The 26,924-nt window shown below is 58.2% G+C and carries 26 protein-coding genes and 1 riboswitch; of the genes, 12 read left to right on the top strand and 14 right to left on the bottom strand.

Annotated elements, in window-relative coordinates:
* Positions 1-2: 2 nt before the first annotated feature.
* The 8 genes from ACIQ1A_RS05715 to asnS all read right to left on the bottom strand — a co-directional run bounded on the left by ACIQ1A_RS05715 (position 3) and on the right by asnS (position 5,908).
* Entirely contained in the window at positions 3-536 is a 534-nt protein-coding gene (locus ACIQ1A_RS05715) for a 3-hydroxyanthranilate 3,4-dioxygenase (RefSeq protein WP_395770102.1), read from the bottom strand.
* A complete protein-coding gene (locus tag ACIQ1A_RS05710) occupies positions 530-964 on the bottom strand; it encodes a RidA family protein (protein ID WP_395770101.1) in 435 nt (144 codons plus the stop codon). Before ACIQ1A_RS05710 ends, ACIQ1A_RS05715 begins: the two co-directional genes overlap by 7 nt.
* A complete protein-coding gene (gene can, locus ACIQ1A_RS05705) occupies positions 957-1,613 on the bottom strand; it encodes a carbonate dehydratase (RefSeq protein ID WP_395770100.1) in 657 nt (218 codons plus the stop codon). The genes ACIQ1A_RS05710 and can overlap by 8 nt, the downstream gene beginning before the upstream one ends.
* A complete protein-coding gene (locus ACIQ1A_RS05700) occupies positions 1,606-3,048 on the bottom strand; it encodes an aldehyde dehydrogenase (RefSeq protein WP_395770099.1) in 1,443 nt (480 codons plus the stop codon). The genes can and ACIQ1A_RS05700 overlap by 8 nt, the downstream gene beginning before the upstream one ends.
* A 52-nt stretch (positions 3,049-3,100) precedes the next feature.
* Entirely contained in the window at positions 3,101-3,871 is a 771-nt protein-coding gene (locus tag ACIQ1A_RS05695) for an SDR family oxidoreductase (RefSeq protein WP_395770098.1), read from the bottom strand.
* Between the two features lie 2 nt (positions 3,872-3,873).
* On the bottom strand, positions 3,874-4,212 hold the full coding sequence (locus tag ACIQ1A_RS05690; protein ID WP_395770097.1) for a hypothetical protein: 339 nt from the start codon (positions 4,210-4,212) through the stop codon (positions 3,874-3,876).
* A gap of 2 nt (positions 4,213-4,214) precedes the next feature.
* A complete protein-coding gene (locus ACIQ1A_RS05685; protein WP_395770096.1) occupies positions 4,215-4,442 on the bottom strand; it encodes a hypothetical protein in 228 nt (75 codons plus the stop codon).
* Between the two features lie 65 nt (positions 4,443-4,507).
* Positions 4,508-5,908: an asparagine--tRNA ligase gene (gene asnS / locus ACIQ1A_RS05680; protein WP_395770095.1), complete on the bottom strand. Its 1,401-nt coding sequence runs from the start codon at positions 5,906-5,908 to the stop codon at positions 4,508-4,510.
* A gap of 95 nt (positions 5,909-6,003) precedes the next feature.
* Between asnS and ACIQ1A_RS05675 the strand changes: the two genes are divergently transcribed.
* The 8 genes from ACIQ1A_RS05675 to ACIQ1A_RS05640 all read left to right on the top strand — a co-directional run bounded on the left by ACIQ1A_RS05675 (position 6,004) and on the right by ACIQ1A_RS05640 (position 13,220).
* A complete protein-coding gene (locus tag ACIQ1A_RS05675; RefSeq protein WP_395770094.1) occupies positions 6,004-6,342 on the top strand; it encodes a HesB/IscA family protein in 339 nt (112 codons plus the stop codon).
* Positions 6,343-6,479: 137 nt separating this feature from the next.
* The gene (gene rpsF / locus ACIQ1A_RS05670) at positions 6,480-6,893 is read left to right on the top strand and encodes a 30S ribosomal protein S6 (protein ID WP_395770093.1); all 414 of its coding nucleotides are present in this window, start codon (positions 6,480-6,482) and stop codon (positions 6,891-6,893) included.
* 17 nt (positions 6,894-6,910) lie between these two features.
* Positions 6,911-7,141 carry a 30S ribosomal protein S18 gene (gene rpsR, locus ACIQ1A_RS05665; protein WP_297798809.1) on the top strand — a complete coding sequence of 77 codons (231 nt, stop codon included), beginning with the start codon at positions 6,911-6,913 and terminating at the stop codon, positions 7,139-7,141.
* A gap of 69 nt (positions 7,142-7,210) precedes the next feature.
* On the top strand, positions 7,211-7,663 hold the full coding sequence (gene rplI, locus ACIQ1A_RS05660; RefSeq protein WP_395770092.1) for a 50S ribosomal protein L9: 453 nt from the start codon (positions 7,211-7,213) through the stop codon (positions 7,661-7,663).
* A gap of 143 nt (positions 7,664-7,806) precedes the next feature.
* The gene (locus ACIQ1A_RS05655; RefSeq protein ID WP_395770091.1) at positions 7,807-9,195 is read left to right on the top strand and encodes a replicative DNA helicase; all 1,389 of its coding nucleotides are present in this window, start codon (positions 7,807-7,809) and stop codon (positions 9,193-9,195) included.
* 3 nt (positions 9,196-9,198) lie between these two features.
* The gene (gene alr, locus ACIQ1A_RS05650; protein ID WP_395770090.1) at positions 9,199-10,272 is read left to right on the top strand and encodes an alanine racemase; all 1,074 of its coding nucleotides are present in this window, start codon (positions 9,199-9,201) and stop codon (positions 10,270-10,272) included.
* 64 nt (positions 10,273-10,336) lie between these two features.
* On the top strand, positions 10,337-11,746 hold the full coding sequence (locus ACIQ1A_RS05645; protein WP_395770089.1) for a cryptochrome/photolyase family protein: 1,410 nt from the start codon (positions 10,337-10,339) through the stop codon (positions 11,744-11,746).
* A gap of 91 nt (positions 11,747-11,837) precedes the next feature.
* A complete protein-coding gene (locus ACIQ1A_RS05640; RefSeq protein ID WP_395770088.1) occupies positions 11,838-13,220 on the top strand; it encodes a wax ester/triacylglycerol synthase family O-acyltransferase in 1,383 nt (460 codons plus the stop codon).
* Positions 13,221-13,226: 6 nt separating this feature from the next.
* Here ACIQ1A_RS05640 and ACIQ1A_RS05635 read toward each other — a convergent pair whose 3' ends face one another.
* From ACIQ1A_RS05635 to ACIQ1A_RS05610, 6 genes are all read right to left on the bottom strand, one after another.
* Entirely contained in the window at positions 13,227-13,682 is a 456-nt protein-coding gene (locus ACIQ1A_RS05635) for a bacterioferritin (RefSeq protein ID WP_395770087.1), read from the bottom strand.
* Positions 13,683-13,810: 128 nt separating this feature from the next.
* A complete protein-coding gene (locus tag ACIQ1A_RS05630; protein WP_395770086.1) occupies positions 13,811-15,649 on the bottom strand; it encodes an ABC transporter ATP-binding protein in 1,839 nt (612 codons plus the stop codon).
* Positions 15,650-15,708: 59 nt separating this feature from the next.
* Positions 15,709-16,677, bottom strand: a complete 969-nt coding sequence (gene speB, locus ACIQ1A_RS05625; RefSeq protein WP_395770085.1) for an agmatinase — start codon at positions 16,675-16,677, stop codon at positions 15,709-15,711.
* An 87-nt stretch (positions 16,678-16,764) separates the two neighbouring features.
* Positions 16,765-18,264: a CoA-acylating methylmalonate-semialdehyde dehydrogenase gene (locus ACIQ1A_RS05620; protein ID WP_395770084.1), complete on the bottom strand. Its 1,500-nt coding sequence runs from the start codon at positions 18,262-18,264 to the stop codon at positions 16,765-16,767.
* Positions 18,265-18,277: 13 nt separating this feature from the next.
* Positions 18,278-19,396: an alanine dehydrogenase gene (gene ald, locus ACIQ1A_RS05615; protein WP_395770083.1), complete on the bottom strand. Its 1,119-nt coding sequence runs from the start codon at positions 19,394-19,396 to the stop codon at positions 18,278-18,280.
* 34 nt (positions 19,397-19,430) lie between these two features.
* Complete coding sequence (locus ACIQ1A_RS05610; RefSeq protein ID WP_395770082.1) at positions 19,431-20,792, bottom strand: aspartate aminotransferase family protein; 1,362 nt, start codon at positions 20,790-20,792, stop codon at positions 19,431-19,433.
* A 153-nt stretch (positions 20,793-20,945) separates the two neighbouring features.
* On the opposite strand from ACIQ1A_RS05610, the gene ACIQ1A_RS05605 reads away from it, so the two are divergent.
* From ACIQ1A_RS05605 to gcvP, 4 genes are all read left to right on the top strand, one after another.
* Complete coding sequence (locus tag ACIQ1A_RS05605) at positions 20,946-21,494, top strand: cupin domain-containing protein (protein WP_395770081.1); 549 nt, start codon at positions 20,946-20,948, stop codon at positions 21,492-21,494.
* A gap of 23 nt (positions 21,495-21,517) precedes the next feature.
* Positions 21,518-23,020, top strand: a complete 1,503-nt coding sequence (locus ACIQ1A_RS05600) for an aldehyde dehydrogenase (RefSeq protein ID WP_395770080.1) — start codon at positions 21,518-21,520, stop codon at positions 23,018-23,020.
* Positions 23,017-23,694, top strand: coding sequence for a 4-hydroxy-tetrahydrodipicolinate reductase (locus ACIQ1A_RS05595; RefSeq protein WP_395770116.1), 678 nt, complete (start codon positions 23,017-23,019; stop codon positions 23,692-23,694). Before ACIQ1A_RS05600 ends, ACIQ1A_RS05595 begins: the two co-directional genes overlap by 4 nt.
* Positions 23,695-23,735: 41 nt before the next feature.
* Positions 23,736-23,821: riboswitch (glycine riboswitch) on the top strand.
* 134 nt (positions 23,822-23,955) lie between these two features.
* Complete coding sequence (gene gcvP / locus ACIQ1A_RS05590) at positions 23,956-26,820, top strand: aminomethyl-transferring glycine dehydrogenase (protein WP_395770079.1); 2,865 nt, start codon at positions 23,956-23,958, stop codon at positions 26,818-26,820.
* The last annotated feature ends 104 nt before the right edge of the window (positions 26,821-26,924 follow it).

Raw genomic sequence — 26,924 nt, 5'->3', positions numbered from 1 at the left:
GGTTACTCCGGGGTTTCGTGATGGTAGCGGGCGGGAGCCGGGTTCAAGTGGCCGCAGGCCGTGCAGGTGCGGTGTGCAGTTGAGCGGTAAAATCGTTCGAAAACGGCATGGAACTGGTTTTCGATATCGGTCAGGTGAAAGAATTCTTCATAAATCTTGACGTTGCAGCGCTCGCAGAACCACATCACGGCATCCTGCTCATGGGCAAGGCGTTTGCGCTCGATGACCAGACCGACCGAATCCGGCATGCGCTGCGGGGAGTGTGGCACGTGCGGCGGCAGGTAGAACATTTCACCGGCTTTGATCGGAATGTCGCGGGGCCGGCCATCCTCCTGGATGCGCAGGATCATTTCACCTTCAAGCTGGTAAAAGAATTCGGGGCCGTCTTCGTAATGGTAGTCGCTCCGTTCGTTCGGTCCACCCACAATCATGACGATGTAATCCGCATCGACGATGCATTTATTGCCGACCGGCGGCTTGAGTAGGTGCCGATACCCGTCAATCCATTTCTGAAGGTTGAAAGCGGGCGTCAACATGTCAGCTCCTTCGCGGTGGCAATGCATTTGAGTTCGATGGCAATCGGCGTCGGCAAGGATGTGATTCCGAGCGTGGTCCGGCAGGGCGCCTTGTCGGCATCCGGGAAATACTCGGCCCAGATGCGGTTGTAAACAGGGAAGTCCTTTGTCATGTCGGTCAGATAAACGGTGACGTCGAGCAGGTCATCCATGTCGGCGCCACAGGCTTCCAATACGCTGCGTACATTGGCGAATACGGCATGGCACTGCGCTGCAATATCGTAGGACACCAACTTTCCGTCGGCATCGTGGATATTGCCGGGGATGCTGTTGTCCGCGGCAGAGCGGGGGCCGATGCCGGACAGGAACAGCAGATTGCCGGCACGGCGTGCGTGCGGATATGATCCCACCGCTTTCGGCGCGTTTCCGGACTGAATGGAATCAGACATGCAGGCTCTCCCAGCAGGCTGCGATAGCGCTGCGGTAGCCACTGATTGCCGTGTCGGGCCCCTCAATGCCTTGATTTAACGCCCTTATGCGGCCGTCATGCAGCGAATAGATCCAGGCATGCACCTGGACGGATTGGCCCCGGCTCCAGGCATCCTGCAGGACGGTGCTCTGGCAGACATTGAGGACCTGCTCGATGACATTCAACTCACAGAGTGTTCTGACGCGCTGAGCGGCATCGAGCTTTTCAAGTCGTTCATGGTGTTTGTCATGGACATCGCCGACATGGCGCAGCCAATTATCGACTAATCCGATGCGCTGACCGTCCAGTGTGGCTTTGATGCCGCCGCAGCCGTAGTGTCCGCAGACGATGATGTGTTCGACTTTCAGCATATCGACGGCGAACTGGATGGTGCTGAGGCAATTTAGGTCGGTATGCACCACCACATTGGCCACATTCCTGTGCACGAAGACTTCACCGGGATCCATTCCGGTGATCTGGTTGGCCGGCACGCGCGAGTCGGAGCACCCGATCCACAGATAACGCGGATTCTGAATCTGCGCCAGACGGCTGAAGAAGCCCGGATCCTCGGCCAGAATGCGTTCGGCCCAAGCTTTGTTCTGCTCCAGCAGAGCGGTCAGTTCAGCCATTAGGCAGAGCTCCTATACAGACGGTTTTGGGTTCAGTGAAAAATTTCATGGCTTCAAGGCCGCCTTCCCGACCGAAGCCGGATTGCTTCATGCCACCGAAGGGTGTGCGCAGATCCCGCTGCATCCATGTGTTGATCCAGACAATGCCGCACTCGAGCTCATGGGCCATGCGGTGAGCACGTGCCAAATCGCCGGTCCATACACTTGCGGCCAGACCGTAACGCGATGCATTGGCCAGGGCCAGGGCGTGATCATCATTGTCGAAAGCATGCAGGCTGACCACCGGTCCGAAAATCTCGTCCTGGCAGAAGCCCGAATCCATCGGCAGGCCTTCGATGACCGTTGGTGCGATGAACCAGCCGTCGCAAGCTTCCGGCTTGACTGCCTCGCCGCCGCACAGAACACTGCCGCCTTCGTCTTTTGCCAGGGCGATGTAGGCCAGAACTTTGCGGAAGTGCGCTTCGGACATGACGGGACCGAGCTGCGTAGCCGGATCGGACGGCGCGCCGATCTTCAGTGCAGAAGATTCGGCGACAAAGGTCTTTTTGAACTGGTCGTAGATATCGCGGTGAATCAGAATCCGCGATCCACACAGACAGATCTGTCCGCTGTTCTGGAAGGCGGCGCGCACCAGTGACTTCAGGGTATGTGCGGGCGCATCGGCAAAGACCAGTGCCGGATTCTTGCCGCCCATCTCAAGGGTGACCTTCTTGAACTGGTCCGCACAGACGGCAGCAATCCGGTGTCCGACGGCGGTGGAGCCGGTAAAGCTGATGGCTTTGACCTCCGGGTGCGCGACCAGCGCGGCGCCAACGGTTTCGCCGGCGCCTTGCACGATATTCAATACGCCTGCCGGAAAACCCATTTCCTGGGCCGTACGCGCGAGAAGATCTGCAGACATCGGGGTGATTTCGCTGGGTTTGGCGATGACGCAGTTGCCGGCAGCCAGCGCCGGCGCAAGTTTCCAGCTCAAGAGGTAGAGCGGCAGATTCCAGGGGCTGATGACGCCGACCACGCCCAGCGGCTGGTGCAGCGTGTAGTTGAGACCGGCCTCCTGATGGAAGGCCTGATCCAGGGATTGCGAAGAGGCAGCCGCGAAAAAGCGGAAATTGGCGATGGCCCGGGGAATTTCGATATCACGGACCAGGCCCAGTGGCTTGCCGGTATCACGGCTCTCACACTGGCTGAAGACCTCAATGCGGGCTTCAATGGCATCAGCCAAGCGGTTCAGCCACTGAGCGCGGTCGCTGGCTTTGAGTGCGGACCAGACGGGAAAAGCAGACTGAGCGGCGGTCACGGCGGCGGCGATATCAGCGGCGCTTCCCCGCGGACATTCGGCGTAGGCTTGCCCGGTGACGGGATCGAATACGGACAGAACGGCCGCATCGGATGATGTCTGCGGTATTCCGGCGATCCATTGGTCGATCTTTTCCATCGGCACTCCCTTAGCCGTCATAGGATAACGCATCCGGTTGCCGAATCGGGCCTTACAGGGACTTGGTGCGCCCTCCATCAACCGGCAGATTGATGCCGGTGATGTAGCCTGACTGCGGCTGGCAGAGGAAGGCCACGGCATGTGCCACTTCCTTGGCCTCGGCGAAACGCGCTGCCGGTACTGTGGCCAGCATGGTGGTGGCGATACTTTCTTCGGATTTGCCCGTTGCCGCAGCACGTTCCTTCAGGATCTGCTCAAGACGCTGCGTGCGCGTGTAGCCCGGAAGCACATTGTTTACGGTGATGCCGTCCGCGGCAAGTTCGCCGGCCAGGGTTTTCGCCCATGAGGCAACGGCGCCACGAATGGTATTGGAGACCCCAAGCATGGCGATGGGTTCTTTGACTGAAGTGGAAATGATGTTGACGATGCGGCCCCATTGACGGGATTGCATGCCGGGTACGATGGCACGGACCAACTGCTGGTTTCCAAGTACGTGCTGCCTGAAAACATCAAGCAGCTGGTCGTCACTGGCGCCGAGCAGTGCACCGCCAGCAGGGCCGGCACTGTTATTGATCAAAATATCGAAGCCGGTGTCTGCGATGACGGGTAATACCCTGTCGAGTGCCAGTACATCCGCAGTTATGGTTTGGTGATTCTGGCCATTGCCAACTGGAAGTTCAGTGAGCGCGGCGAGCAGCGGCGCCTCGCGCCGAGCAAGCAGGGTGACTTCGGCACCAAGAGCAGCCAAGGCCTGTGCCGAGGCCAGACCGATACCTTCGGAACCGCCGCACACCAGTGCCTTTCTGCCGAGGAGCGCGCCCATCCTCAGTGCCTCGGTCCGATGGTTCGGACCATCTGCGGAAGCAGTTCTTCTTCGGTGTCCCCGCGAGGGGGTTCAAGCTCTTCCAGCCATAGACCGACTTCATCGGCATCTGCCTCGTCCATGCCGTCAAAGGCACGGAAATCGGCATCCATCAGCGCAGCCCGCGCAATGTCCTCGTTTTCATAGGTCAGAGTGTCGCCGGCGCTGTCGAAGACCATGGCAATTCCGCTTTCAGTGACCTGCAAGCGGGCCCAGACCAGCAGATGTTCCGGCCGTGCCAGCCACCATTGTTCGGTGACTACTACATAACCCGGGTCTTCGATTTCGTCGTGATCGCTCATTCTCAGGCCTTGCTCATAATGAAACAGAATGTTGCCGCAATCAACGCCAGGAGGGTAATCCAGCCGAAAATCGCAGAAAGATTGCCGAACTGGTTGAGGGCCCGGGCTTGCGGGAACTGCTTTTGGCCGTAACGCATCAACCACCAGCCATAAGGTATGCCGCCATTTTCCGTGCCTGCCTCAAAGGGCAGCTTTCGGTCCAAATGTTCGCGATAAGCAAGAATGCGCATGCCGAAATGCCCGGGCAGGGCGGATCCGAATACCCCGAGAAATGCGAAAAGCAGCCCGATCCACATCAGAAGGTCGCCAGGCCGGGCGCGCGTGGGTAGGGAATGGCGTCGCGGATGTTCTGCAGGCCGCAGACATACACCACCAGACGCTCGAAGCCGAGACCGAAGCCGGCGTGCGGCACGCTGCCGTACCGACGGAAATCGCGATACCACTCGTAATGCGCCGGATCCAGTCCGAACTGGCGCAAGCGGGAATCCAGCACGTCTAGACGCTCTTCGCGCTGGCTGCCGCCGATGATTTCGCCGATACCCGGCGCCAGCACATCCATCGCGGCTACGGTACGGCCATCGTCATTGAGGCGCATGTAGAAAGCCTTGATGTGTTCCGGATAGTTGGCAACCACCACCGGCCGGCCGACATGGACTTCGGTGAGCCAGCGTTCGTGTTCGGTCTGCAGATCAAGACCCCATTCGACCGGGTAATCGAATTTCTGCCCTGACTTCTGCAGAAGGCTGATGGCATCGCTGTATTCGATGCGTTCGAACGGCGCATTGATGAATGCTTCAAGTTTGCTGATTGCTGTTTTCTCGACGCGTTCGGCGAGGAAGGCCAGATCATCCATGCGTTCGTCGAGCACGGCTTTGAAAATATACTTCAGGAATTTTTCCGCCAAAGCCGCGTCATCGTTTAGATCGGCAAAGGCGATTTCCGGCTCGATCATCCAGAATTCGGCCAGATGGCGGGTGGTGTGGGAGTTTTCGGCACGGAAGGTCGGGCCGAAGGTGTAGACCTTCGACAATGCGAGGCAATAGGCTTCCACATTGAGCTGTCCGGAAACGGTAAGGAAGGCTTCCTTACCGAAAAAATCCTTGCTGAAGTCGACCTCGCCCTTGGCCGTACGCGGCAGGTTCATCATATCGAGCGTGGAGATCCGGAACATCTGGCCGGCACCTTCGGCATCCGAGGTTGAGATGATCGGCGTATTGATCCAATAGAAGCCCTGCTCGTGGAAGAAGCGGTGGATGGTCTGCGCCATGCAATGCCGGATGCGGGTGACTGCGCCGAAAAGATTGGTGCGTGGACGCAGATGGGCGACCTCACGCAGGAATTCCAGGCTGTGTGCTTTGGGCTGAATCGGATAGGTTTCGGGATCTTCAACCCAGCCGACGACCTCGATGGCCGAGGCCTGTAGCTCATAGCTCTGACCCTGACCCTCGGAGGCAGCGACGGTTCCGGTCGCGCGCACCGAACAACCGGCGCTCAGGCGCTTGATTTCGGTTTCATAATTGCCTAATAGGGCGGGCGCAACAACTTGGACCGGAGCAAAACAGGAGCCGTCGCTGACATTGATGAAGGACAGCCCGGCTTTGGAATCACGACGGGTACGAACCCATCCCTGCACGGTCACGGTCTGGCCCACGGCAATTTTGCCCTCGAGCACCTGTTGAATACTTGCCACTGCCATACTTGAAATCTCCGTAAAACATCGCCACTTAATGCTATAGAATAACCGTTCACACGCCATTCCCCAACTTTCTTCGTGATTTAAAGGCCTTACGCATGTCAGTCAGTCTCACTCCCAGCGCTGCGGAACGCGTTAAGCAGTACCTCGAACAGACCCCCGGCGCCATTGGCCTGTCGGTTTCCGTGCGAAAAAGCGGCTGCTCCGGCTGGACCTATGCCTTGGATATCGCCAAGGAGGCCCAGGCCGATGAGCAGGTATTCCGCAGTCATGGCGTTGATGTTCGGGTGCCTGAGACCGCACTGGCCCAGTTGGAAGGGACCGAAATCGACTTCATCAGCCAGGGACTGAATCAGCAATTCCAGTTCAAAAACCCCCGGGTCACCGGCCAGTGCGGCTGCGGGGAAAGCTTTACCACGGCTGAAGCTACCCCCTAAGGGCCAATAAGCCCTTGTCTTTTCGGTAAAAACAGACGATAATATTGGGCTCCCGTTGATTCGGGGGTTCTTGCTCCACCGCATCCGCGGGGGGCTGTTTGGTCGGTAACGGCCATCATCCACAAGGAAACAACACAATGCGTCATTATGAAGTCGTGTTCATGGTCCATCCGGACCAATCCGAACAAGTGCCGGCCATGGTCGAGCGCTACAAAACCCTGATTGAAGGTTCCAACGGCAAAATCCACCGTCTTGAAGACTGGGGCCGTCGCCAGCTGGCCTATCCGATCGAAAACCTGGTCAAGGCCCACTACGTGCTCATGAACATCGAGTGCAACCAAGCCGTGCTCACCGAGCTGACTGACAGCTTCCGTTTCAACGATGCCGTCCTGCGCAACCTGGTTGTGTCCATGGACGAAGCCGTCACCGAACAGTCCTTGATCATGAAGCACAAGGACGACAAGGGTGACCGCCGCCGCCGTGACGAAGACAGCCCTGAAGCCGTCGAAGCCGACGGTGACGATGCCGAAACCAACGAAGCCGTTGCCTGAGACCCGAGGAAGCCACCATGTCTAAATTTTTCCGCCGCCGCAAATTCTGCAAATTCTCCGCCGAAGGCGCCACCAGCATCGATTACAAAGATCTGAACACCCTGCGCCAGTATGTGACCGAAAACGGCAAAATCGTTCCGAGCCGCATCACCGGCACCAAAGCCAAGTACCAGCGCATGCTGCAGGCCGCCATCAAGCGCGCCCGTTTCCTGGCATTGATCCCGTATACCGATAACCACGACGTTTGATCCGGACGTTGTACGGACAGCACCCGCTGCGGGCGGAAATGCCCGCTAACGTATAATTTGGAGTAACCCATGAAAGTAATTCTTTTGCAAAAAGTCGCCAATCTGGGCGCATTGGGCGATCAGGTCTCGGTCAAACCGGGCTTTGGACGCAATTTCCTCATCCCTTACGGCAAAGCCGTGCCGGCCACCGCTGACAACATCGCTGCCTTTGAAGCCAAGCGCGCAGACTACGAAGCCAAAGCCGCCGCCATCTTTGCTGCCGCCAGCGATCGCAAGCAGGCTCTGGAAGGTGCTTCGGTCACCATCAACGCCAACGCATCCGCTGAAGGCAAGCTGTTCGGTTCTGTCGGTGCCCGCGATATCGCGGAAGCCTTCACCGCCGCCGGCCACAAGCTGGAAAAATCGGAAGTGATCATGGGCGAAGGCCCGATCCGCCGTACCGGCGAATTCGAAGTCACCGTGCACCTGCATGCCGACGTCGAAACCAAAGTCGGCGTCAACGTCGTTCCTGAAGCCGCCTGATTGCATCTGCTTTTAGAAAGAAAGCCGCCTCCGGGCGGTTTTTTTTCGGCCGTTAATTCCACCGTTTATCCACAGACTTATGCGCAACGCTTCGCCTGCGAACGCGGTACGATAGGCATCAGTATCTCCGGAAATAAGCCATCATGTCAGCACGTCCCGAATCCCATTCCAGCAACCGGAAAATCGATGAATTGAAGGTGCCGCCCCAATCCGTTGAGGCAGAGCAGGCCGTTCTCGGCGGGCTGATGCTGTCGCCCGATTCGATTAATCATCTCGGTGATCTGCTTTCCGACGGTGATTTCTATTTGCAGGCACATCGGGTCATCTACAAAGCCATCATCGAGCTTTCCGAAAAAAACCAGCCGTTCGATGCCATCACCATCGGTGAATGGCTGAATGCAAACAACCAGGCCAACCAGGTCGGTGGCACGGAATATCTCGTTGATCTGGTCAGCCAGACGCCATCGGCTGCCAATATCCGCGCATGGGCGGAAATCGTGCGCGAGAAATCCGTGTTGCGGCAGATGATCGAGGCCGGTACCGACATCGTCAACAATGGCTTCACCCCGGATGGGCGCGATATAAAAGAACTTCTGGCCAGTGCCGAGCAGGCGGTATTCAAAATCGCGGAGCAGGGCGCGCGCGCCAAGAAAACCTTCGTGGCCGTCAAGGATGCCGCCAAAGAAGCGTTCGAGCAGATCGTCAAGCGCTATGACAACAAGGGTGAACTGTCCGGGCTGCCTTCCGGATTCAGGGAATTCGATGAGATGACCTCCGGCCTGCAGAAGCAGGACCTGATCATCCTGGCGGCACGTCCGGCAATGGGCAAAACAACGCTCGCGCTCAATATCGCTGAATACGCCGCACTGAAGACCAAGAAAGCCGTCGCCGTCTATTCGATGGAAATGTCGTCGGGTCAGCTGGCGCAGCGTCTGCTGTCATCAATCGGCCGTATCAATGCCAATAATCTGCGCGCCGGCACATTGGAGGACGAGGACTGGTCTCGCTTGACCATGGCTATCGGCATGCTGACCAAATCCAAAATTTTCATCGACGATACCCCTGCATTGTCGCCGCAGGAGTTGGCGTTCCGTGCCCGCCGTCTCAAGCGAGAACATGATCTCGGCCTGATTGTGGTGGACTATTTGCAACTCATGCAGGTTCCGGGAAGCAAGGAAAATCGCGCCAATGAAATTTCAGAGATTTCGCGATCCCTGAAAGCGTTGGCTAAGGAGCTTGATATACCGGTCATCGCGCTGTCGCAGTTGAACCGCGGTCTGGAAAGCCGGACTGACAAACGGCCGGTGATGTCCGACCTGCGCGAATCCGGCGGTATCGAACAGGATGCGGATATCATCCTGTTCATTTACCGTGATGAGTACTACAACAAGGACTCCAACGAGAAAGGGCTTGCTGAAGTCATTATCAGCAAACACCGTAACGGCTCGACCGGATCCTTCAAGCTCAAATTCTTCGGGGAATATACCCGTTTCGACAATTTGGCTCCGGACCACCTGGGAAATTTCGAATAAGTCATGGCCCGCGCGACCACAGCCCGAATCCACATTGATGCCCTGCGCCACAATCTGGCGCGGATTCGTTCGGCTGCTCCGGGCTCGAAAGTCATGGCCGTGGTCAAGGCGGATGGTTACGGCCACGGTCTCGAACGCGTGGCACAGGCGCTTGCCGGTGCCGATGCCTTCGGTGTCGCGGCGCTTTCCGACGCCCAGCGTCTGCGCGCCGCAGGTTTTTCCCAGAGTATCGTGCTGCTTTCCGGATTCGACGAAGTGGCCGATCTGACGCAGCTCAGGGATCTTTCCGTGGTTACCGTCGTCCATCACCCCTTCCAGCTGGAAATGCTGGCAGCGGATTCGGGCAGTCCGATATCGGTTTGGCTCAAAATGGATTCCGGCATGCACCGCCTCGGATTTCCTCCGGAACAGTTTCACGAAGCCTACCGGCGCCTGAAAGAGATGCCGAATGTGGACGATGACATCGTGTGCATGAGCCACTTCGCCAGTTCCGACGAACCTGATAATCCGCAGACAGCCAGTCAGCTGGCTTGCTTCGATGCACTCCTGCCACCAGATGCACAGGTATGCTCATTGGCCAATTCCGCGGCCGTGCTGGCTTGGCCGGCGTCCCACAGGCAATGGTTGCGCGCTGGCGGGGCATTGTACGGGCTGAGCGTTGCTTCCGGCAGGACCGGTTCCGATTTCGGCCTTAAACCGGCAATGACCCTCAGTACCCGCCTGATTTCGACGCAACAGGTGCGTGCCGGCGAACGTGTGGGCTATGCCGGTACCTATGTCTGTCCGGAAGACATGCGCATCGGCGTCGCCGCCATCGGCTATGGCGACGGTTACCCCCGCAACATCCGTCCAGGCACACCGGCATTGCTGAATGGCCAGCGCGTTCCGATCATCGGTCGCGTTTCCATGGACTTGATGACCGTCGATCTGCGCAGTCAGACCCAAGCCGCCGTCGGCGATGAACTCACGCTGTGGGGTGAAGGGTTGCCGGTCGAGGAGATCGCCGAAGCCGCCGGCACCATCAGCTACGAGCTGACCTGCTCGATTACCCGCCGCGTCCGCTTCCGGGAAGACTGAGCATTCACGCTGGAATGACGGTATTTCTGCTTTATTGATGGTTTGAAGCACAAGGAGAACGGCTGTGGCCAATGCCCTGGTCTGGTTACGTCGCGATCTGCGATTGCAGGACAATCCCGCACTGGCGCAGGCAATCGCTGATGGATATTCGCCCGTGCTGGTCTACGTGCATGCCCCTGAAGAGCAGGGCGATTGGGCGCCGGGAGCAGCCAGTCGAACATGGCTGCATCACTCCCTGTCAGCAGTCCAGCACGATATTTCACGGCTTGGCGGACGACTAATCATTGCCCACGGACAGAGTCTTTCCCAGCTCGAGCGGCTTCAGGCCGATTCACATTCCGAGGCACTCTATTTCAGCAACCTTTACGAACCGGTTTTGCAGGCACGCGATGCGCGTGTACAGGCGGCGTTCGAGAAGCGCGGCTTAACGGTCAAGCGTTTCAATGCCAATCTGCTCTTCGAGCCATGGCAGATCCAAACAGGTGGCGGCACACCTTACAAGGTGTTCACGCCGTTCTGGCGCAATGCTTCAGCTCAGCTCGCTGTGCTACAGGCCTCTCCGGCCCCCGGCATACTTCCGGATTCAGGCCTCGCTGGACTCTCTGTCGATGAACTTGGTCTCTTGCCTGAGAAGACATGGCATATGGATTTCTGGCAACATTGGCAACCGGGTGAAAGTGGCGCCCATGAAATGCTCGAAATCTTCTGCGATGGGGCCATTGACGGTTACAAGGAACAGCGGAATCTGCCGGATCGGACTGGCACATCCAAGCTTTCTCCGCATTTGCATTTCGGCGAGATTTCACCGCAGCAGATCTGGCGCCGCATCGATCGTGTCAGAGTGTCGGAAGCCGCCCAGGGTGATATCGGACACTTCAAGTCAGAGTTGGGCTGGCGTGAGTTCTCTTACCATCTTTTGCATCATTTCCCGAAATCGAGTGATCACAACCTCAATCCCCAATTCGAGCGCTTTGTCTGGGCTGATCCGGACCCGCAAATACTGCAGCAATGGCAGCGCGGCCAAACCGGCATTCCGATTGTTGACGCGGGCATGCGTGAGCTCTGGCATACCGGCTGGATGCACAACCGCGTACGCATGATTGTGGCCAGCTTCCTCTGTAAAAACCTTCGCATGCATTGGCTGCATGGTGCCCGATGGTTCTGGGATACGCTGTTGGATGCTGATCTGGCCAATAACAGCCAGGGCTGGCAATGGACTGCAGGAACCGGCTGCGACGCCGCACCGTATTTTCGAATCTTCAACCCGGTTACACAGTCCGAGCGTTTCGATCCGCAGGCGCGTTATATCAAGCGTTGGGTTCCCGAGCTGTTGGCTTTGCCCGCCCCGGTAGTGTTTGCACCATGGACCAAGCCCGAGCTGGCTGCAGCAATGGCGCCGGACTATCCCTCGTCTCCAATTGTCGACCTGGCCGCATCAAGAGCCAGTGCCTTGGCGGCATACAGCGGCCGTTAGTGCCCAGTGGGTTGGAATTGCGGTAAAGTGAAGCCAGTTCACTGACGAGTCCCGTATGAGCGCTGTCCGCGGAAGCACCCGAAAAACGCCTATGAGTCGTGTCGACCACGCTTGGTTGCGCATGGAGCGGCCGACTAATCTGATGATGATTACCGGCGTGATGATGTTCGAGACTCCGGTCAATATCGTTAAACTCAAAAAAGTACTGAATGAACGGTTTCTTGCCTATCCGCGGTTCCGCCAGAAAGTGGTGGAAACAACGACTGGAACGTTCTGGCAGAATGATGCCGATTTCGATCTCGATTACCATGTACGTCTTTCAGCATTGCCTGGTAAGGCCGATAAAGCTGCCCTTGAACGGTTCGTCAGCCAGATGGCGTCAACGCCTCTGGATAAAAGCAAGCCGCTCTGGCAATTCCATCTGGTTGAGAAATATGACGGTGGTTCCGCACTGATTACGCGTATCCATCACTGCTATGCCGATGGCATCGCCTTGGTACAGGTCATGCTCTCGATGACCGATAGTGAGGCACAGCCATCAAAGCATGAACCTCTGTCGAAAACCTGGTTGAAAGAGGACGGTAAAGCGGTCAAAGAGCGCATGGGCATGATTGACCGTTACATGAAACTCGGTGAAAGCCTGCTCGGCAAGGGCATGGATTTCTACCGTGATCCGACCCTCGCCAATGTGGTGGCGAAGGAGGGCGGAGAAATTGCCCGCGAACTTGCCGTCGCGCTTTCACTGAGTGATGATCCCGATACCGTACTGCGTGGCCGCTTGGGCGTCAGCAAGCGCGTTGCCTGGGCGCCGCCATTGCCGTTGGAGGACGTTAAAGCCATTTCCCGTGTATTTGACGCCACCGTCAATGACGTGCTTATGGCATCCATGGCGGGTGCGCTGCGCAGCTATATGGTCGAACGCGGCGAGCGTATTGATGGCGTCACCATCCGTGCGACAGTGCCGGTGAATCTGAGACCGCTGGAACACGCCAAGAAACTGGGAAATCATTTCGGTCTGGTATTTCTGGACCTGCCGATCGGTGAAATCCACCCTGTGCTGCGTCTGGTCCGTGTCGTGGAAAGCATGAAACAGCTCAAACAGTCGCGGCAGGCCGTGGTGGTCTATGGCCTGCTGGCCGCCTTGGGCATGGCGCCCCCGGTGCTTCAGAACCTGGCCTTCGAGATATTCAGCCGAAAGGCGACCACGGTCGCGACCAATGTCCCGGGGCCGCAGATGCCGCTCTATCTTGCCGGAGAAAAAATCAAGGAACAGATGTTCTGGGTGCCGCAAACCGGGTCCATCGGAATGGGCGTGAGCATCCTCAGCTACAACGGAAACGTCCATTTTGGACTGATTGCCGACGCGAAACTGATACCCGACCCGGATGCGGTCATCCAGCGTTTCATCCCGGAATTTGAAAAACTGCTCTACATCGCCCTGATGGGCGATTGGGGAGAGACGTCGCGTTCCTGATTCGGATCAGTGTTTGAAAGGTTTGATATCGCCTGGAGCGCGGAGCATCTTGTTGACTTCATCAAGGTGCAACTCTTCCTGATAAATCATCTCGCGGGCGTATTCCTCAAGCACCACCGACTTCCCTTCAACGAGCTTGAGTAATTTGTAATAGCACTGTCCGGCCCTTTTCTCGTGTTCCAGGCTTTCCCGGAGAATATCGCCGATATTATGCTGTTCCGTTTCGAGGAGCGGACCGATTTTCAAGGACGGGTGGCCGCCGAGCATGGTGACCAGTTCGCCGGCTTTGTAGGCATGCGCCAGGCTCTCGTCCGCATTGCCTTTCAGCCAGCTCACGATCGGAATCCGGTTGTAGCCGAATACCATCAGGGAGTAGTGGGTGTACCGAACGACCCCGGAAAGTTCGAACTCCATGATTTCGTTGAGCAGTTTGATGGCTTTTTTGGTGTCTACGTCTTTCATGGCGAAATCCTTGATTTAGCGTATGGATAAATCGTACCAAATCTTTGTGCAAACCGCGTGATGGCACTGATTTCGATTAAATCAGTTTAATCCGCAGGTTATATCACTGAGAAAAAGATTTGGCGGCCTCATGTTGCCTCATCGGTGTCGATCAGGAACCCACCGCTTTGATGCGACCATAGGCGCGCATACAGCCCATCCATGGCTATCAGATCGGCATGGCTACCGGTTTCAACAATTCGACCCTGATCCATCACGATCAGCCGGTCCATCGCGGCGATGGTGGACAGGCGGTGGGCGATGGCGATGACGGTTTTGCCTTCCATCAACCGGTAGAGGTCACGCTGGATCACGCTTTCCACTTCCGAATCCAGGGCGCTGGTGGCCTCGTCCAGAAGGAGAATCGGGGCATCCTTGAGCATGACACGGGCAATGGCGATGCGCTGCCGCTGGCCGCCGGAGAGCTTCACGCCACGCTCGCCGACATGGGCGTCATAGCCGGTGCGGCCTTTCGCATCATTCAGGCCGAGGATGAATTCCTCGGCTTCGGCATTGCGCGCGGCCTGACGCATTGCGGCTTCATCCGCGTCCGGTCGTCCGTAGAGCAGATTATCGCGCACCGATCGGTGCAGCAGCGAGGTGTCCTGCGTCACCATGCCGATCTGCCGGCGCAGGGATTCCTGGGTTACCTTCCCAATATCCTGACCATCGATGTGGATACTGTCGGTGGGAACTTGATAGAACCGCAGCAGAAGATTGACGATAGTCGATTTTCCGGCACCGCTCCGACCGATCAATCCGATTTTTTCGCCCGGACGGATCGTTAGGTTGAAGTCGCAGACAACCGGTTTTCCGGGAATATAACTGAAGTCAAGGCGATTGAAGTTGATCTCGCCACGGGTCACTTGAAGATCCATCGCATCCGGGATGTCGCGGATTGCGACAGGACGCGCCAAAGCGCCGATGCCGTCCTGAACCGTACCGATATTCTCGAACAGATTGGCCATTTCCCACATAATCCAATGCGAAACACCGTTCAGGCGCAATGCCATGGCCGTGGCCGCCGCCACCGCACCGATACCGACGTCATCATGGCTCCATAGCCACAAGGTGGTACCGGCCGTTCCGAGAATCAGGATAATGCCAAGAATGTGGTTGACGATTTCAAAACCGGTGACCAGACGCATTTGCCGATAAACGGCGCCGAGGAACTCCTGCATCGATCGTTTGGCGTAGAGCGCTTCGCGCTGGTTATGCGAGAACAGTTTGACCGTGGCGATGTTGCTATAGGCGTCGGTGACCCGACCGCTCATCAGGCTGCGTGCATCGGCCTGGGCGCTAGCGGCACGGCCGAGTCGCGGCACGAAATACATGAGCGTCAGGACATACAGAATCAGCCAGCCGAAGAATGGCAACAGCAGCTGCCGGTCAAAACTGCCGGCGACCAGGGTCATGGTCAGGAAGTAGATCACGACGAACACCAGGATGTCGGTTACGATCATGACTGCATCGCGCACGGCGAGGGCGGTCTGCATCATCTTGGCCGAGACGCGGCCGGAGAATTCATCCTGAAAGAAGGACATGCTCTGGCCCAGCAGATGCCGGTGGAAGTTCCAGCGCAGACGCATGGCGAAGTTGCCGTTCAGTGCCTGGTATTTCACCAGCGCCTGTGCGGCAATGAGCAGCGGGCTGGCCAACAGGACCACGGTCAGTAGCAGGATGTTTTGTTTTTCCTGCTGCCACAGCAGATGCGGCGGCACCTTGCTCAGCCAATCCACGATGTTGCCGAGCATGGCAAACAACAGGGCTTCAAAAGCGCCGATCAAGGCCGTCAGAATCGCCAGCAGCAGGATCAGACCGCGAATGCCTTGTGTGGAACTCCAGATGAATGCGAAGAATCCAGCCGGCGGTTGCTCCGGCGGATTGTCGGGAAAGGGCGGTACGAGGCGTTCAAACCAGGAGAGCATGCAATGGCCGGATGTTCGTGAGACATCCAGTTTATCGCATGCCGGTTAACGGCGGAGCGTCATGCGCACTTGCTCGCAAACAGACCGAGCATTTCCTGGGCAATGCTGGCGCCGGCCAAGGCCGTGATTTCAGCATGATCGAATGGCGGCGACACCTCGACCACATCGGCACCCACCAGGTGGATTCCCTTCAGGCCACGGATGAATTCCAGAGCGGTATGGGTATCGAACCCTCCGACCACCGGAGTGCCGGTACCGGGCGCGTAGGACGGATCGAGGAAGTCGATGTCGAAACTCAGATAACAGGGGTTATCGCCGACGCGGGCCTTGATGGCCGCCAATGCCGCATCGATGCCATTACGATGCAACCAGCGGGCATCCAGGACTTCATAGCCGTGTTTTTCCTCGTTAAAGGTGCGCATGCCGAGCTGAATCGAGCGGGAAGGGTCCACGATGCCGGTTTTCGCCGCCTGATAAAACATGGTGCCATGATCGATGCGTACACCGTCATCGGCCCAGGTATCGGAATGGGCATCGAAGTGAATGAGTGAAATCGGACCATGCGTCCGGGAGAGTGCCTGCAGGATCGGGTAGCTGATGAAATGGTCGCCACCAAGCGTCAACGGTTTCACGCCTGCCGCAGCAATCTGCAGGTAGGTGTTTCGGATGGCGACCGGTGCCTCGGCGATGTGCCCCGAGTCGAAAAACACATCTCCCCAGTCAATGACATGCAGGGTGTCGAGCGGATCGGATTCCCAGGCATAGGGAGGACACCAGGCCAGCATGGTGGAAGCGGCGCGGATGGCACGCGGTCCGAATCGGGTACCCGGGCGCCCGGTCGTGGCGACATCGAAGGGTACACCGATGACGGCGACATCGACGCTTTCGAGGTCTTTGCTGTATTTCCGGCGCAGAAAACTGGTCGCGCCGGCGTAGGTCGGTTCGGCCTGGCTGCCATAGGGCGAGGTGCGGGTAAACGCCAGATCCGAGAAGGTGGCGGTGGCGGGGGAGGGCTTGTCATTCGACATGGTGGGCTCCGGTCTCAGCAGTCCACTCGTCGTTCCTTGCGCGAAGCAATCGCCGGGACGAGCGTCACCGGTCTTGATACCTTCAGTTTACTTCATTGTCGGCATGCTGAACTCGGCACCGGCGCGGATGCCGGTCGGCCAACGCGCGGTGATGGTTTTCAGACGTGTGTAGAACCGGACGCCATCCGTGCCGTGCATGTGCAAGGGCCCGTACAGGGAGCGTTTCCAGCCCCCGAAGCTGTGGAATGCCATGGGAACGGGGATGGGAACGTTGACCCCGACCATGCCGACCTGGATGCTGTGGCTGAATTGACGCGCGGCATCGCCGTCGCGTGTGAAGATGGCGGTACCGTTGCCGTATTCGTGGTCATTGATCAGGCGGCAGGCCGTGTTGAAATCCGGCACGCGTACGATGCACAGCACCGGCCCGAAGATTTCTTCTTTGTAAATGGTCATTTCCGGAGTGACCCGGTCGAACAGTGTGCCACCGAGGTAGAAGCCATCCTCATGACCGGCAACTTTCAGTCCGCGTCCATCCACCAGCAGTTCAGCGCCTTCGGCTTCGCCGGCGTCGATGTAGCCTTTGACTTTGTCGCGGTGCTGGCAGGTCACCAGCGGGCCCATGTCCGGATTGTCTTTATCGCCGGGGCCGACGCGCAGGCTGGCGACCATCGGATTGAGCTTGGCAATCAAGGCTTCGGCAGCGGCGTCGCCGACGCAGACCGCCACAGAAATCGCCATGCAGCGTTCACCCGCCGAACCATAACCCGCACCGAGCAGGGCGTTGGCAGCTTGATCCATATCGGCATCCGGCATAATGACCATGTGGTTCTTGGCGCCGCCCAGTGCCTGTACGCGCTTTCCGGCAGCGCTGCCACGGGAATAGATGTATTCGGCAATCGGGGTGGATCCGACAAAGCTGATCGCCTGCACGCGCGGATCATCAAGCAGAACATCAACCGCCAGTTTGTCGCCATGCACGACATTGAATACGCCGTCCGGCAGACCGGCCTCTTTCAGCAGGCGGGCCAGGATCAAGGTCGCGGTCGGATCGCGTTCCGAAGGTTTCAGGATGAAGGTATTGCCGCAGGCAATGGCAATCGGAAACATCCACATCGGCACCATGCACGGAAAATTGAACGGCGTGATGCCCGCGACCACGCCCAAAGGCGCGTATTCGCTGTAGGAATCGACGCCGGTGCCGACGTTCATTGAATGCTCGCCTTTGACCAGATGCGGAATGCCGCAGGCGAATTCGACCACTTCCAAGCCGCGGGTCAGCTCGCCTTTGGCATCGTAGAACACCTTGCCGTGCTCATGGGTGATGGCCAGTGCGATTTCATCGGCGTGATCTTCGAGCAGCTGCTTGAATTTGAACATGACCCGCGCCCGGGCCAGCGGCGTGGTCGCGGCCCAGGCCGGAAAGGCGGCCTGCGCGGAGGCGATAGCGGCCTCCACGTCGGCTTTGTCCGCCAAGGCCACGCGTCCGGTGACCGCGCCGGTGGCCGGATTGAACACCTCGGCGCTGCGGCTGCTGTTGCCGAAAACGGCTTTACCGTCGATGAAATGGGCAATGGTGGCGGTCATGGTGTTGTTCCGATCAGGCGTTCAGGGCATCGGCGGCGGACACGTAGGCATAACCCAGATCATCGGCCACCGCCTTGTAGGTTATTTTGCCGGCATGCACGTTCAGTCCGTTGAGCAGGTGCTCGTCGGCGAGCAGCGCCGCTTTTGCACCCTTATTGGCAATCTGGACGGCAAAAGGCAGGGTAGCGTTGGTCAGTGCGAAGGTGGACGTACGTGCCACGCCGCCCGGCATGTTGGCCACGCAGTAGTGAATGACGCCGTCGACTTCATAGGTCGGGTTCTGGTGGGTGGTGGCTTTCGAAGTTTCAAAGCAACCGCCTTGATCGATGGCGACATCGACCAGCACCGAACCGGGGCGCATCAATTTCAAATGTTCGCGCGACACCAGTTTCGGTGCCGCCGCACCGGGAATCAACACGGCGCCGATGACCAGATCGGTGTCCGGCAGACGTTCTTCGATGGCGTCATGGGTCGAATAGATGGTGGTGATGCGGTCGCCATACAGCTCGTCCAGATATTTCAGACGATCCAATGAACGGTCGAGAATAGTGACGTGCGCGCCCATGCCCATGGCCATGCGCGCGGCGTTGATGCCGACCACGCCACCGCCGATGACCAGTACTTCCGCCGGTTTCACGCCCGGAACGCCGCCGAGCAGCACGCCGGAGCCGCCTTGCGCTTTTTCCAGCGCATGCGCGCCGGCTTGGATTGACATGCGACCGGCCACTTCGGACATCGGGGCTAGCAGCGGCAGGCCGCCCTTGCGGTCGGACACGGTTTCATAGGCAATGGCGGTACAGCCGGAAGCGACCAAGGCTTTGGTCTGTTCCGGATCGGGTGCCAGATGCAGGTAGGTGTAGAGAATCTGGCCCGGGCGCAGCATGGCGCATTCGACCGGTTGCGGTTCCTTGACCTTGATGATCATCTCGGCGCGCTTGAAGATTTCCTCAGCGCTATCGACGATTTCGGCACCGGCTTTTTCGTACTGTTCGTTGGTCAGTCCGATGGACTTGCCGCCGTCGCGCTGGACCATGACCTTGTGGCCGTTGGCGATCAGTTCGCGGGCGCCGGACGGGGTGAGGCCGATACGGTATTCGTGGTTTTTGATTTCTTTCGGGACGCCGATAAGCATGAGGGAACTCCGGGTTACTTGAAGTGGGGTGATTTTAAGCGGTTTCGCGGATCGCATCGGCGATTTTCGAGAACAGCGTGTCGATATGGTCTTTTTCCAGAATCAGGGGCGGCGACAGGGCGATGACATCGCCGGTGACGCGGATCAGCACGTCTTTTTCGTGGAAGCATTTGGTGAACACTTCATAGGCGCGGGTGCCGGGCTTGCCTTCTCGCGGAGCGAGCTCGATGGCGCCGATCAAGCCAAAGTTGCGGATGTCGATCACATTCGGCAGACCTTTGAGCTGATGAATGGCATCTTCCCAGTACTGTTCCAGGCTGATGGCTTTTTCGAACAGGTTTTCCTCGGCGTAGATGTCGAGGGTGGCCAGGGCGGCGGCGCAGGCCAGTGGGTGGCCGGAATAGGTGTAGCCATGGAACAGGTCAATCATATTCTCCGGGCCAGTCATGAAGCCTTCATGGACCTTGTCGGCGATGAACACGGCGCCCATGGGAACGCAGCCGTTGCTGAGGCCTTTGGCGGTGGTTATCAGGTCGGGAGTGACATCGAAGCGTTGCGCGGCGAAGGCTTTGCCGACGCGGCCATATCCCGTAATGACCTCATCAAATATCAACAATATTCCATACTTATCGCATATTTCTCGAATTCGCTTTAAGTAGCCATCCGGCGGGATGATCACGCCCGCGGAACCGGCGATCGGCTCGATGATGACCGCAGCTATGGTGCTGGCATCATGAAGTGCGACCAAACGCTCGAGGTCCTCAGCCAATTCCAAGCCATGCTGGGGTAGGCCACGGTTGAACGCATTCCGGCCGATGTCCAAGGTATGCCGCAGGTGATCGACTCCGGACAATCCATTGCCATACCATTTGCGGTTGTTCGGGAGGCCACCAACCGATATCCCGCCAAATCCAACCCCGTGATAGCCCTTTTCCCGACCGATCAAGCGTGTGCGCTGACCCTCGCCACGGGCGCGGTGGTAGGCCAAAGCGATTTTCAGGGCGGTATCCACCGATTCCGAACCGGAGTTGGTAAAAAACACATGGTTCAGGGTGTCGGGGGCGATTGCGGCCAGGCGCTCAGCCAGAATGAAGGGCAGTGGGTGGCCCATTTGGAAGGTCGGTGCGAAATCCAGCGTCGCAATCTGCTGCTGGACGGCATCAATGATGCGCTGACGGCCATGACCGGCGTTACAGCACCAGAGACCGCCGGTTCCATCCAGAATTTGCCGGCCGTCGGTGCTCTGGTAATACATGCCTTCGGCGCTGGCCAGAAGCCGGGGCTGATGTTTGAATTGACGGTTGGCCGAGAAGGGCATCCAGAACGCGTCCATCTGCTCGGGAGCTTGCGTTGCCTGACTCTTATAATGTTGATGATAGGAGGTTTTATCGTTCATGGCGGTCACGATTTTGGCTGTTGAGCGATACTATACAGTGTTGAATAAATTTTACAATCCCCCGTTTTGTAAATTATATTTAGATAAAGATTGACCTTAAATGCGGAAAGTGTTAAATATTCAACATCACAATTGACACTCCAAGCAGACCCTATGGATATCGGTTTACGCCTTCAGGAAGTCCGGAACAAGAAGGGATTGAGCCAGCGCGAGCTGGCCAAACGGGTCGGGGTCACCAATAGCACCATCTCCTTGATTGAACAGAATAAAGTCAGTCCGTCCATCAGTTCCCTGAAGAAGGTCTTGGACGGAATTCCGATTTCTTTGGCCGATTTTTTTACCGTCGATCTCGGACATGATGCCGATGACTCTCCGTTTTACGGCAGAGAAGAGCAGATTGATGTGGGTAACGGTGATATCCATTACTACCTGGTCGGTCAGAACAAGCCCCAGCGTCAGATGTGTATTCTGCGCGAGGTGATGCCCTCCGGCTCGGACACCGGCAAGGAAATGTTGCTGCACGAAGGCGAGGAGGGCGGCGTCATCATCCAGGGCGAAATCGAACTGACCGTGGGCGATCAGATCCGTGTGCTCGGTCCCGGTGATGCCTACTATTTCGAAAGCAAAACCCCGCACCGCTTCCGTAATGTTGGCAAGCAGGATGCCATTCTGGTCAGCGCTAACACGCCGGCTACTTTCTAATTCACCAGAAACGAGAACGTTCCATGTCTAAAAAACTCACCCGCGCTGAGTGGGAAGCCAAAGCTGCAGCCCTCTCCATCCGAACCCAAGCCTTCATCGACGGCGCCTATGTCGATGCCGCGTCGGGAAAAACCTTCGGCTGCGTCAGCCCGATGGACGGCAAATGCCGCGCACAGATTGCCGAATGCGAAGCCGAGGACATCAACCGTGCGGTCAGCGCTTCCCGTCGTGCTTTCGAAGCCGGCGTGTGGTCGGAAACCTCCCCGGTACACCGCAAGAAAACCCTGCAGAAATTCGCACTTCTTTTGGAAAAACATGCCGAAGAGTTGGCGCTGCTGGAGTCCATTGATATGGGCAAGCCGGTCGCCGATGCGCTGGCTATCGACGTTGCAGCCAGCGTCCGCTGTCTGACTTGGACCGCAGAGGCGATCGACAAGGTTTACGGCGAAATCGCCCCGACACCGCAGCATGAGTTGGGTTTGATTACCCGGGAGCCGCTCGGCGTCGTCGGTGCCATTGTGCCTTGGAACTTCCCTTTGCTGATGGCGAGCTGGAAATTCGCTCCGGCCTTGGCGATGGGCAATTCGGTCATTCTCAAGCCTTCGGAAAAGTCGCCGCTATCGGCTATCCGTATTGCCGAACTGGCCATCGAGGCCGGCATTCCGCCGGGCGTATTCAATGTCCTGCCGGGCTTCGGCAAGGGTGCCGGCGAGCCATTGGCACTGCATATGGATGTCGACGGACTGGTGTTCACCGGGTCGACCGGCGTCGGCAAGCATTTGCTGCAATGTGCCGGCCAATCCAACATGAAGCGTGCCTACATGGAATGCGGCGGCAAGAGCCCGAACGTGGTGTTTGCCGACGCTCCGGATCTGCAGGCGGCTGCAGAAGCCGCCGCCATCGGTATTTTCTTCAATCAGGGCGAAGTCTGCACGGCGGCATCGCGCTTGTTGGTCGAGCGCTCCATCAAGGACGATTTCGTCAAGATGGTGGTCGAAGCCGGCAAGCAGCTTTATCCGAAACATCCGTTCGAACCCGGCGCGCCGATGGGTGCCATCGTCGATGAAGGCCAGATGCAGCGTGTGTTGTCCTACATTGAAAAAGGCAAGGCCGAGGGCGCCCGTCTGGCCTTGGGCGGCGAACGCGTCATGACAGAAAGCGGCGGTTATTATGTCGCGCCGACGGTATTCGACGATGTCGCGCATGAGATGACGATTTCCAAGGAGGAAATTTTCGGCCCGGTACTGTCGGTCATCGCCTTCGATGATGAACAAGAGGCCATCCGCATCGCCAACGACACCGATTTCGGCCTGGCTGCGGGCGTCTGGACCTCCAATCTCAGTCGTGGCCATCGTGTGGCCAAGAAACTGCGTGCTGGTAGCGTCTGGGTCAATTACTGGGATGGCGGCGACATGACCGCTCCCTTCGGCGGCTTCAAACAATCCGGTAATGGCCGTGATAAATCCCTGCATGCCTTCGAGAAATACACCGAACTCAAGGCCACCTGGATCAATCTGAAATCCTGATGGGCGCGCCAGTGAAATTGCTGATTCACGGGGCCTCCGGCCGCATGGGGCAGGCCTTGATCCGTCTGGCGCAGGCCAATCCTTTGCTGAAAGTGGTGGCCATGACCGGGCGAAGTAGTTTTCCAGCTCTGGCCGAGCTGCCAGAATTCGATGTCGCCATCGATTTCAGTTCACCGGAGGGTTTCGATGCCGTGCTGGCGCTTTGTCTGCAACGCAAGAAGCCTTTGGTGAGCGGTACCACCGGCCTGAGTGCGACCCAATTCCAATCCCTGAAACAGGCGGGGGAGCAGATTCCGGCGCTCTGGGCCTCGAACTATTCGCTGGGCGTCGCGGTACTGAACCGTCTTGTCGCCCAGGCCGGACAATGGCTCAAGCATTGGCAGCTCGATATCCTTGAAAGCCATCACATCCACAAAAAAGACGCCCCTTCCGGAACGGCTTTGAGTCTGGGTGAAACGGCACGCGCCGCCACCGGCACCGAACCGGTTTATCACTCGATGCGCTGCGGCGATGTCGTTGGTGAGCATACCGTGCAGTTCACCGGGCAGGGTGAACGCATCGAGTTGGTGCATCGTGCCACCAACCGGGATATCTTCGCCCAAGGGGCGCTGTTTGCCGCCGAAAAAATCCATGGCAAGCTGAACGGGCATTATCAGTTCGTCGATCTGCTTTGAGCGAAAAAAGCCCTTGGTTGGGCGTGTAAGTTGGTATAATTGCTTGCCGTGCGGGAGAGATTGGATTCCCAGCGCCGAAGGAGCAACCGCCCCGGAAACTCTCAGGCAAAAGAACCGCCGGTGTAGACACTCTGAAAAACGGCGCGGCCGATGCCGGCGCCTGCCGACGGGATAACACTCTCAGGCAAACAGACAGAGGGGGCGCCGATACCGGACAGGCTGATGTCCGGTTTCCGATGCGCGCCCACTCAGAGACCTGTCATGACCGAACCTAACGCTTTGCCGCTTCCGCACGTTGCCCGCGATTTCGCTGCCCGTCACATCGGCCCATCCCCGCAGGAAGTCCAGCAGATGCTGGAGGCCGTCGGTGTCGACAGCATGGAAACCCTGATTGCGGAAACCCTGCCGGAGTCCATTCGGATTCTCAAGCCGCTGAGCAGCATGGGGCGTGCACTTTCCGAAGTCGAAGCTCTGGCCCGCCTTCGCGAGCTGGCTTCGAAAAATACCGTATTCACCTCACTGATCGGGCAGGGCTACTCCGGCACGCTGACGCCGTTGGTGATTCTGCGCAACATTCTCGAAAACCCGGCCTGGTATACGGCCTACACACCCTATCAGCCGGAGATTTCACAGGGCCGGCTTGAAGCGTTGCTGAACTTCCAGACTATGGTCTGCGAACTGACCGGTCTGGATGTGGCCAACGCCTCGCTGTTGGATGAGGGCACCGCAGCGGCCGAAGCCATGGCGGTTGCCGAGCGCGTTTCCAAATCGAAAACCCGTAAATTCTTTGTTGATGAGAACTGCCACCCGCAGACCATTGCGGTGTTGCGCACGCGCGCCGAGCCACTGGGCTGGACGCTGGTCATCGGCAACCCCGAAACTGATTTGGATGCCGCCGATGTGTTCGGCGCCATTTTCCAGTATCCGGGAAGCGACGGTGAGATCCGTGACTTCCGCCCGGCCATTGCCCGGTTGAAAGCTGCCGGAGCGCTCAGCATCATGGCCGCCGATCCGCTGGCGCTGGCTGTGCTCACCTCCCCAGGCGAACTCGGCGCCGACATGGCCATCGGATCGACCCAACGCTTTGGCGTTCCAATGGGCTACGGCGGTCCGCATGCCGCCTATATGGCCGTCCGCGATGCCTATAAACGTTCCATTCCGGGTCGTCTGATCGGTGTTTCCATCGATTCACGCGGTCAACCGGCCTATCGCCTGACTCTGCAAACCCGTGAGCAGCACATCCGCCGCGAGAAAGCGACCTCGAACATCTGCACGGCGCAGGTGCTTCTGGCGGTCATCGCTTCGATGTACGCGGTCTATCACGGTCCGGAAGGGCTTACCGCCATCGCCGGCGATGTCCACGCCCGCACCAAGGTACTGGCCGCCGGTCTTGCCAAGCTCGGTTTCAAAATCCGCAACACCCATTATTTCGACGCCATTACGGTGGATGTGGGATCCCAACGGGACGACATTGTGGCCCGCGCAGCGCTTGAGAAAATCAACTTCCGCATTCTGGACGCCAACACTTTGGGCATCGCCCTGGATGAAGCCACTACGTTGGAAACCGTGGAAGCGGTCTGGCGCTCTTTTGGCGGCAGCTTCCGCTATGCCGACGTGGCCACACAGGGCGCTGCCGTTCCGGCTGGCCTGACCCGTACCGAAGCCTGCCTCAAGCATCCCATCTTCAGCCGTTACCGTTCCGAAACCGAGTTACTGCGCTATCTGCGAAAGCTGTCCGACCGCGATCTGGCGCTGGACCGCGCCATGATTCCGCTCGGTTCCTGCACCATGAAGCTCAATGCCACCGCCGAAATGATTCCGGTCACCTGGCCGGAATTCGGGGCTTTGCACCCGTTCGCGCCGGTTGAGCAGGCCTTGGGGTATTACGAACTGTTCGATGATCTGAAAAAATGGCTGATCGAGATTACCGGCTACGATGCGGTATCGCTGCAACCCAACTCGGGCGCCCAGGGCGAGTACGCCGGTCTACTTGCCATCCGCGGCTACCACCATGCCCGTGGCGATCTCAACCGCACCGTCTGCCTGATTCCGTCTTCGGCACACGGGACCAACCCGGCCTCGGCCCAGATGGTCGGGATGGACGTGGTCGTGGTCAACTGCGATGCCGACGGCAATGTCGATGTCGTCGATCTGCGTGCCAAAGCGGAAAAAAACAGCGCCAATTTGGCGGCATTGATGGTGACCTATCCGTCCACGCACGGTGTATTCGAGGAGCGTATCCGTGAAATCTGCGACATCGTGCACCAGCACGGCGGCCAGGTTTACATGGACGGTGCCAACATGAATGCCCAAGTCGGCCTGTCGCGTCCGGGCGATTTCGGTGCTGACGTTTCACACCTCAATCTGCACAAAACCTTCTGCATTCCGCACGGCGGCGGCGGCCCGGGCATGGGCCCGATCGGCGTCAAAGCGCATCTCGCCCCGTATCTGCCAGGCCATCCGGTGCTGGACGGCGGCACTGCGCCGGTCGGCCCGGTTTCGGCGGCACCGTTCGGTTCCTCATCGATTCTGCCGATCAGCTACGCCTACATCCTGATGATGGGCGGCGAGGGCCTGAAGCTGGCGACCGAAGTGGCGATCCTCAGCGCGAACTACATGGCGGCCCGCCTGCATCCGCATTTTCCGGTACTGTTCCGCAACCACAACGGCCGCGTTGCGCATGAGTGCATCATCGATCCGCGTCCACTGAAAGATGCCTGTGGCGTGAGCGTGGATGACATCGCCAAACGATTGATTGATTTCGGCTTCCACGCCCCGACCATGAGCTTCCCGGTGCCGGGCACTTTGATGATCGAACCGACTGAGTCGGAGGCGAAAGTGGAACTGGACCGTTTCTGCGATGCCATGATCGCCATCCGCAACGAGATTGCCGAGGTCCAGAACGGGCGGTTTGCCATTGAACACAGTCCGCTGCGCCATGCGCCGCATACCGTGTTCGATCTGGCCGAGGCCGAATGGAATCGCCCGTACTCACGCGAGGAGGGGGTGTTCCCGGTCGGCAGCGCGCGTCAGGACAAGTACTGGAGTCCGGTCGGCCGCGTTGATAACGTCTATGGTGACCGCAATCTGATCTGCATCTGCCCGACGCCGGACGATTACCGCTGAACAGGCTGTTCATGAGAGTGACCCGAAACGGAGAGGATTATCCTCTCCGTTTTGCTTTCGTGGGCGGCCGTCGGCGTGTTCATGACAAGCTGGAGTTCGGATAC

Origin of the sequence: Arenimonas sp. (genome assembly GCF_044353605.1) — a bacterium.
In the GTDB taxonomy this organism is placed as follows: domain Bacteria; phylum Pseudomonadota; class Gammaproteobacteria; order Xanthomonadales; family Xanthomonadaceae; genus Arenimonas.
The sequence above is the reverse complement of the archived record's forward strand: the minus strand, read 5'-3'. Positions and strand labels throughout refer to the sequence as shown.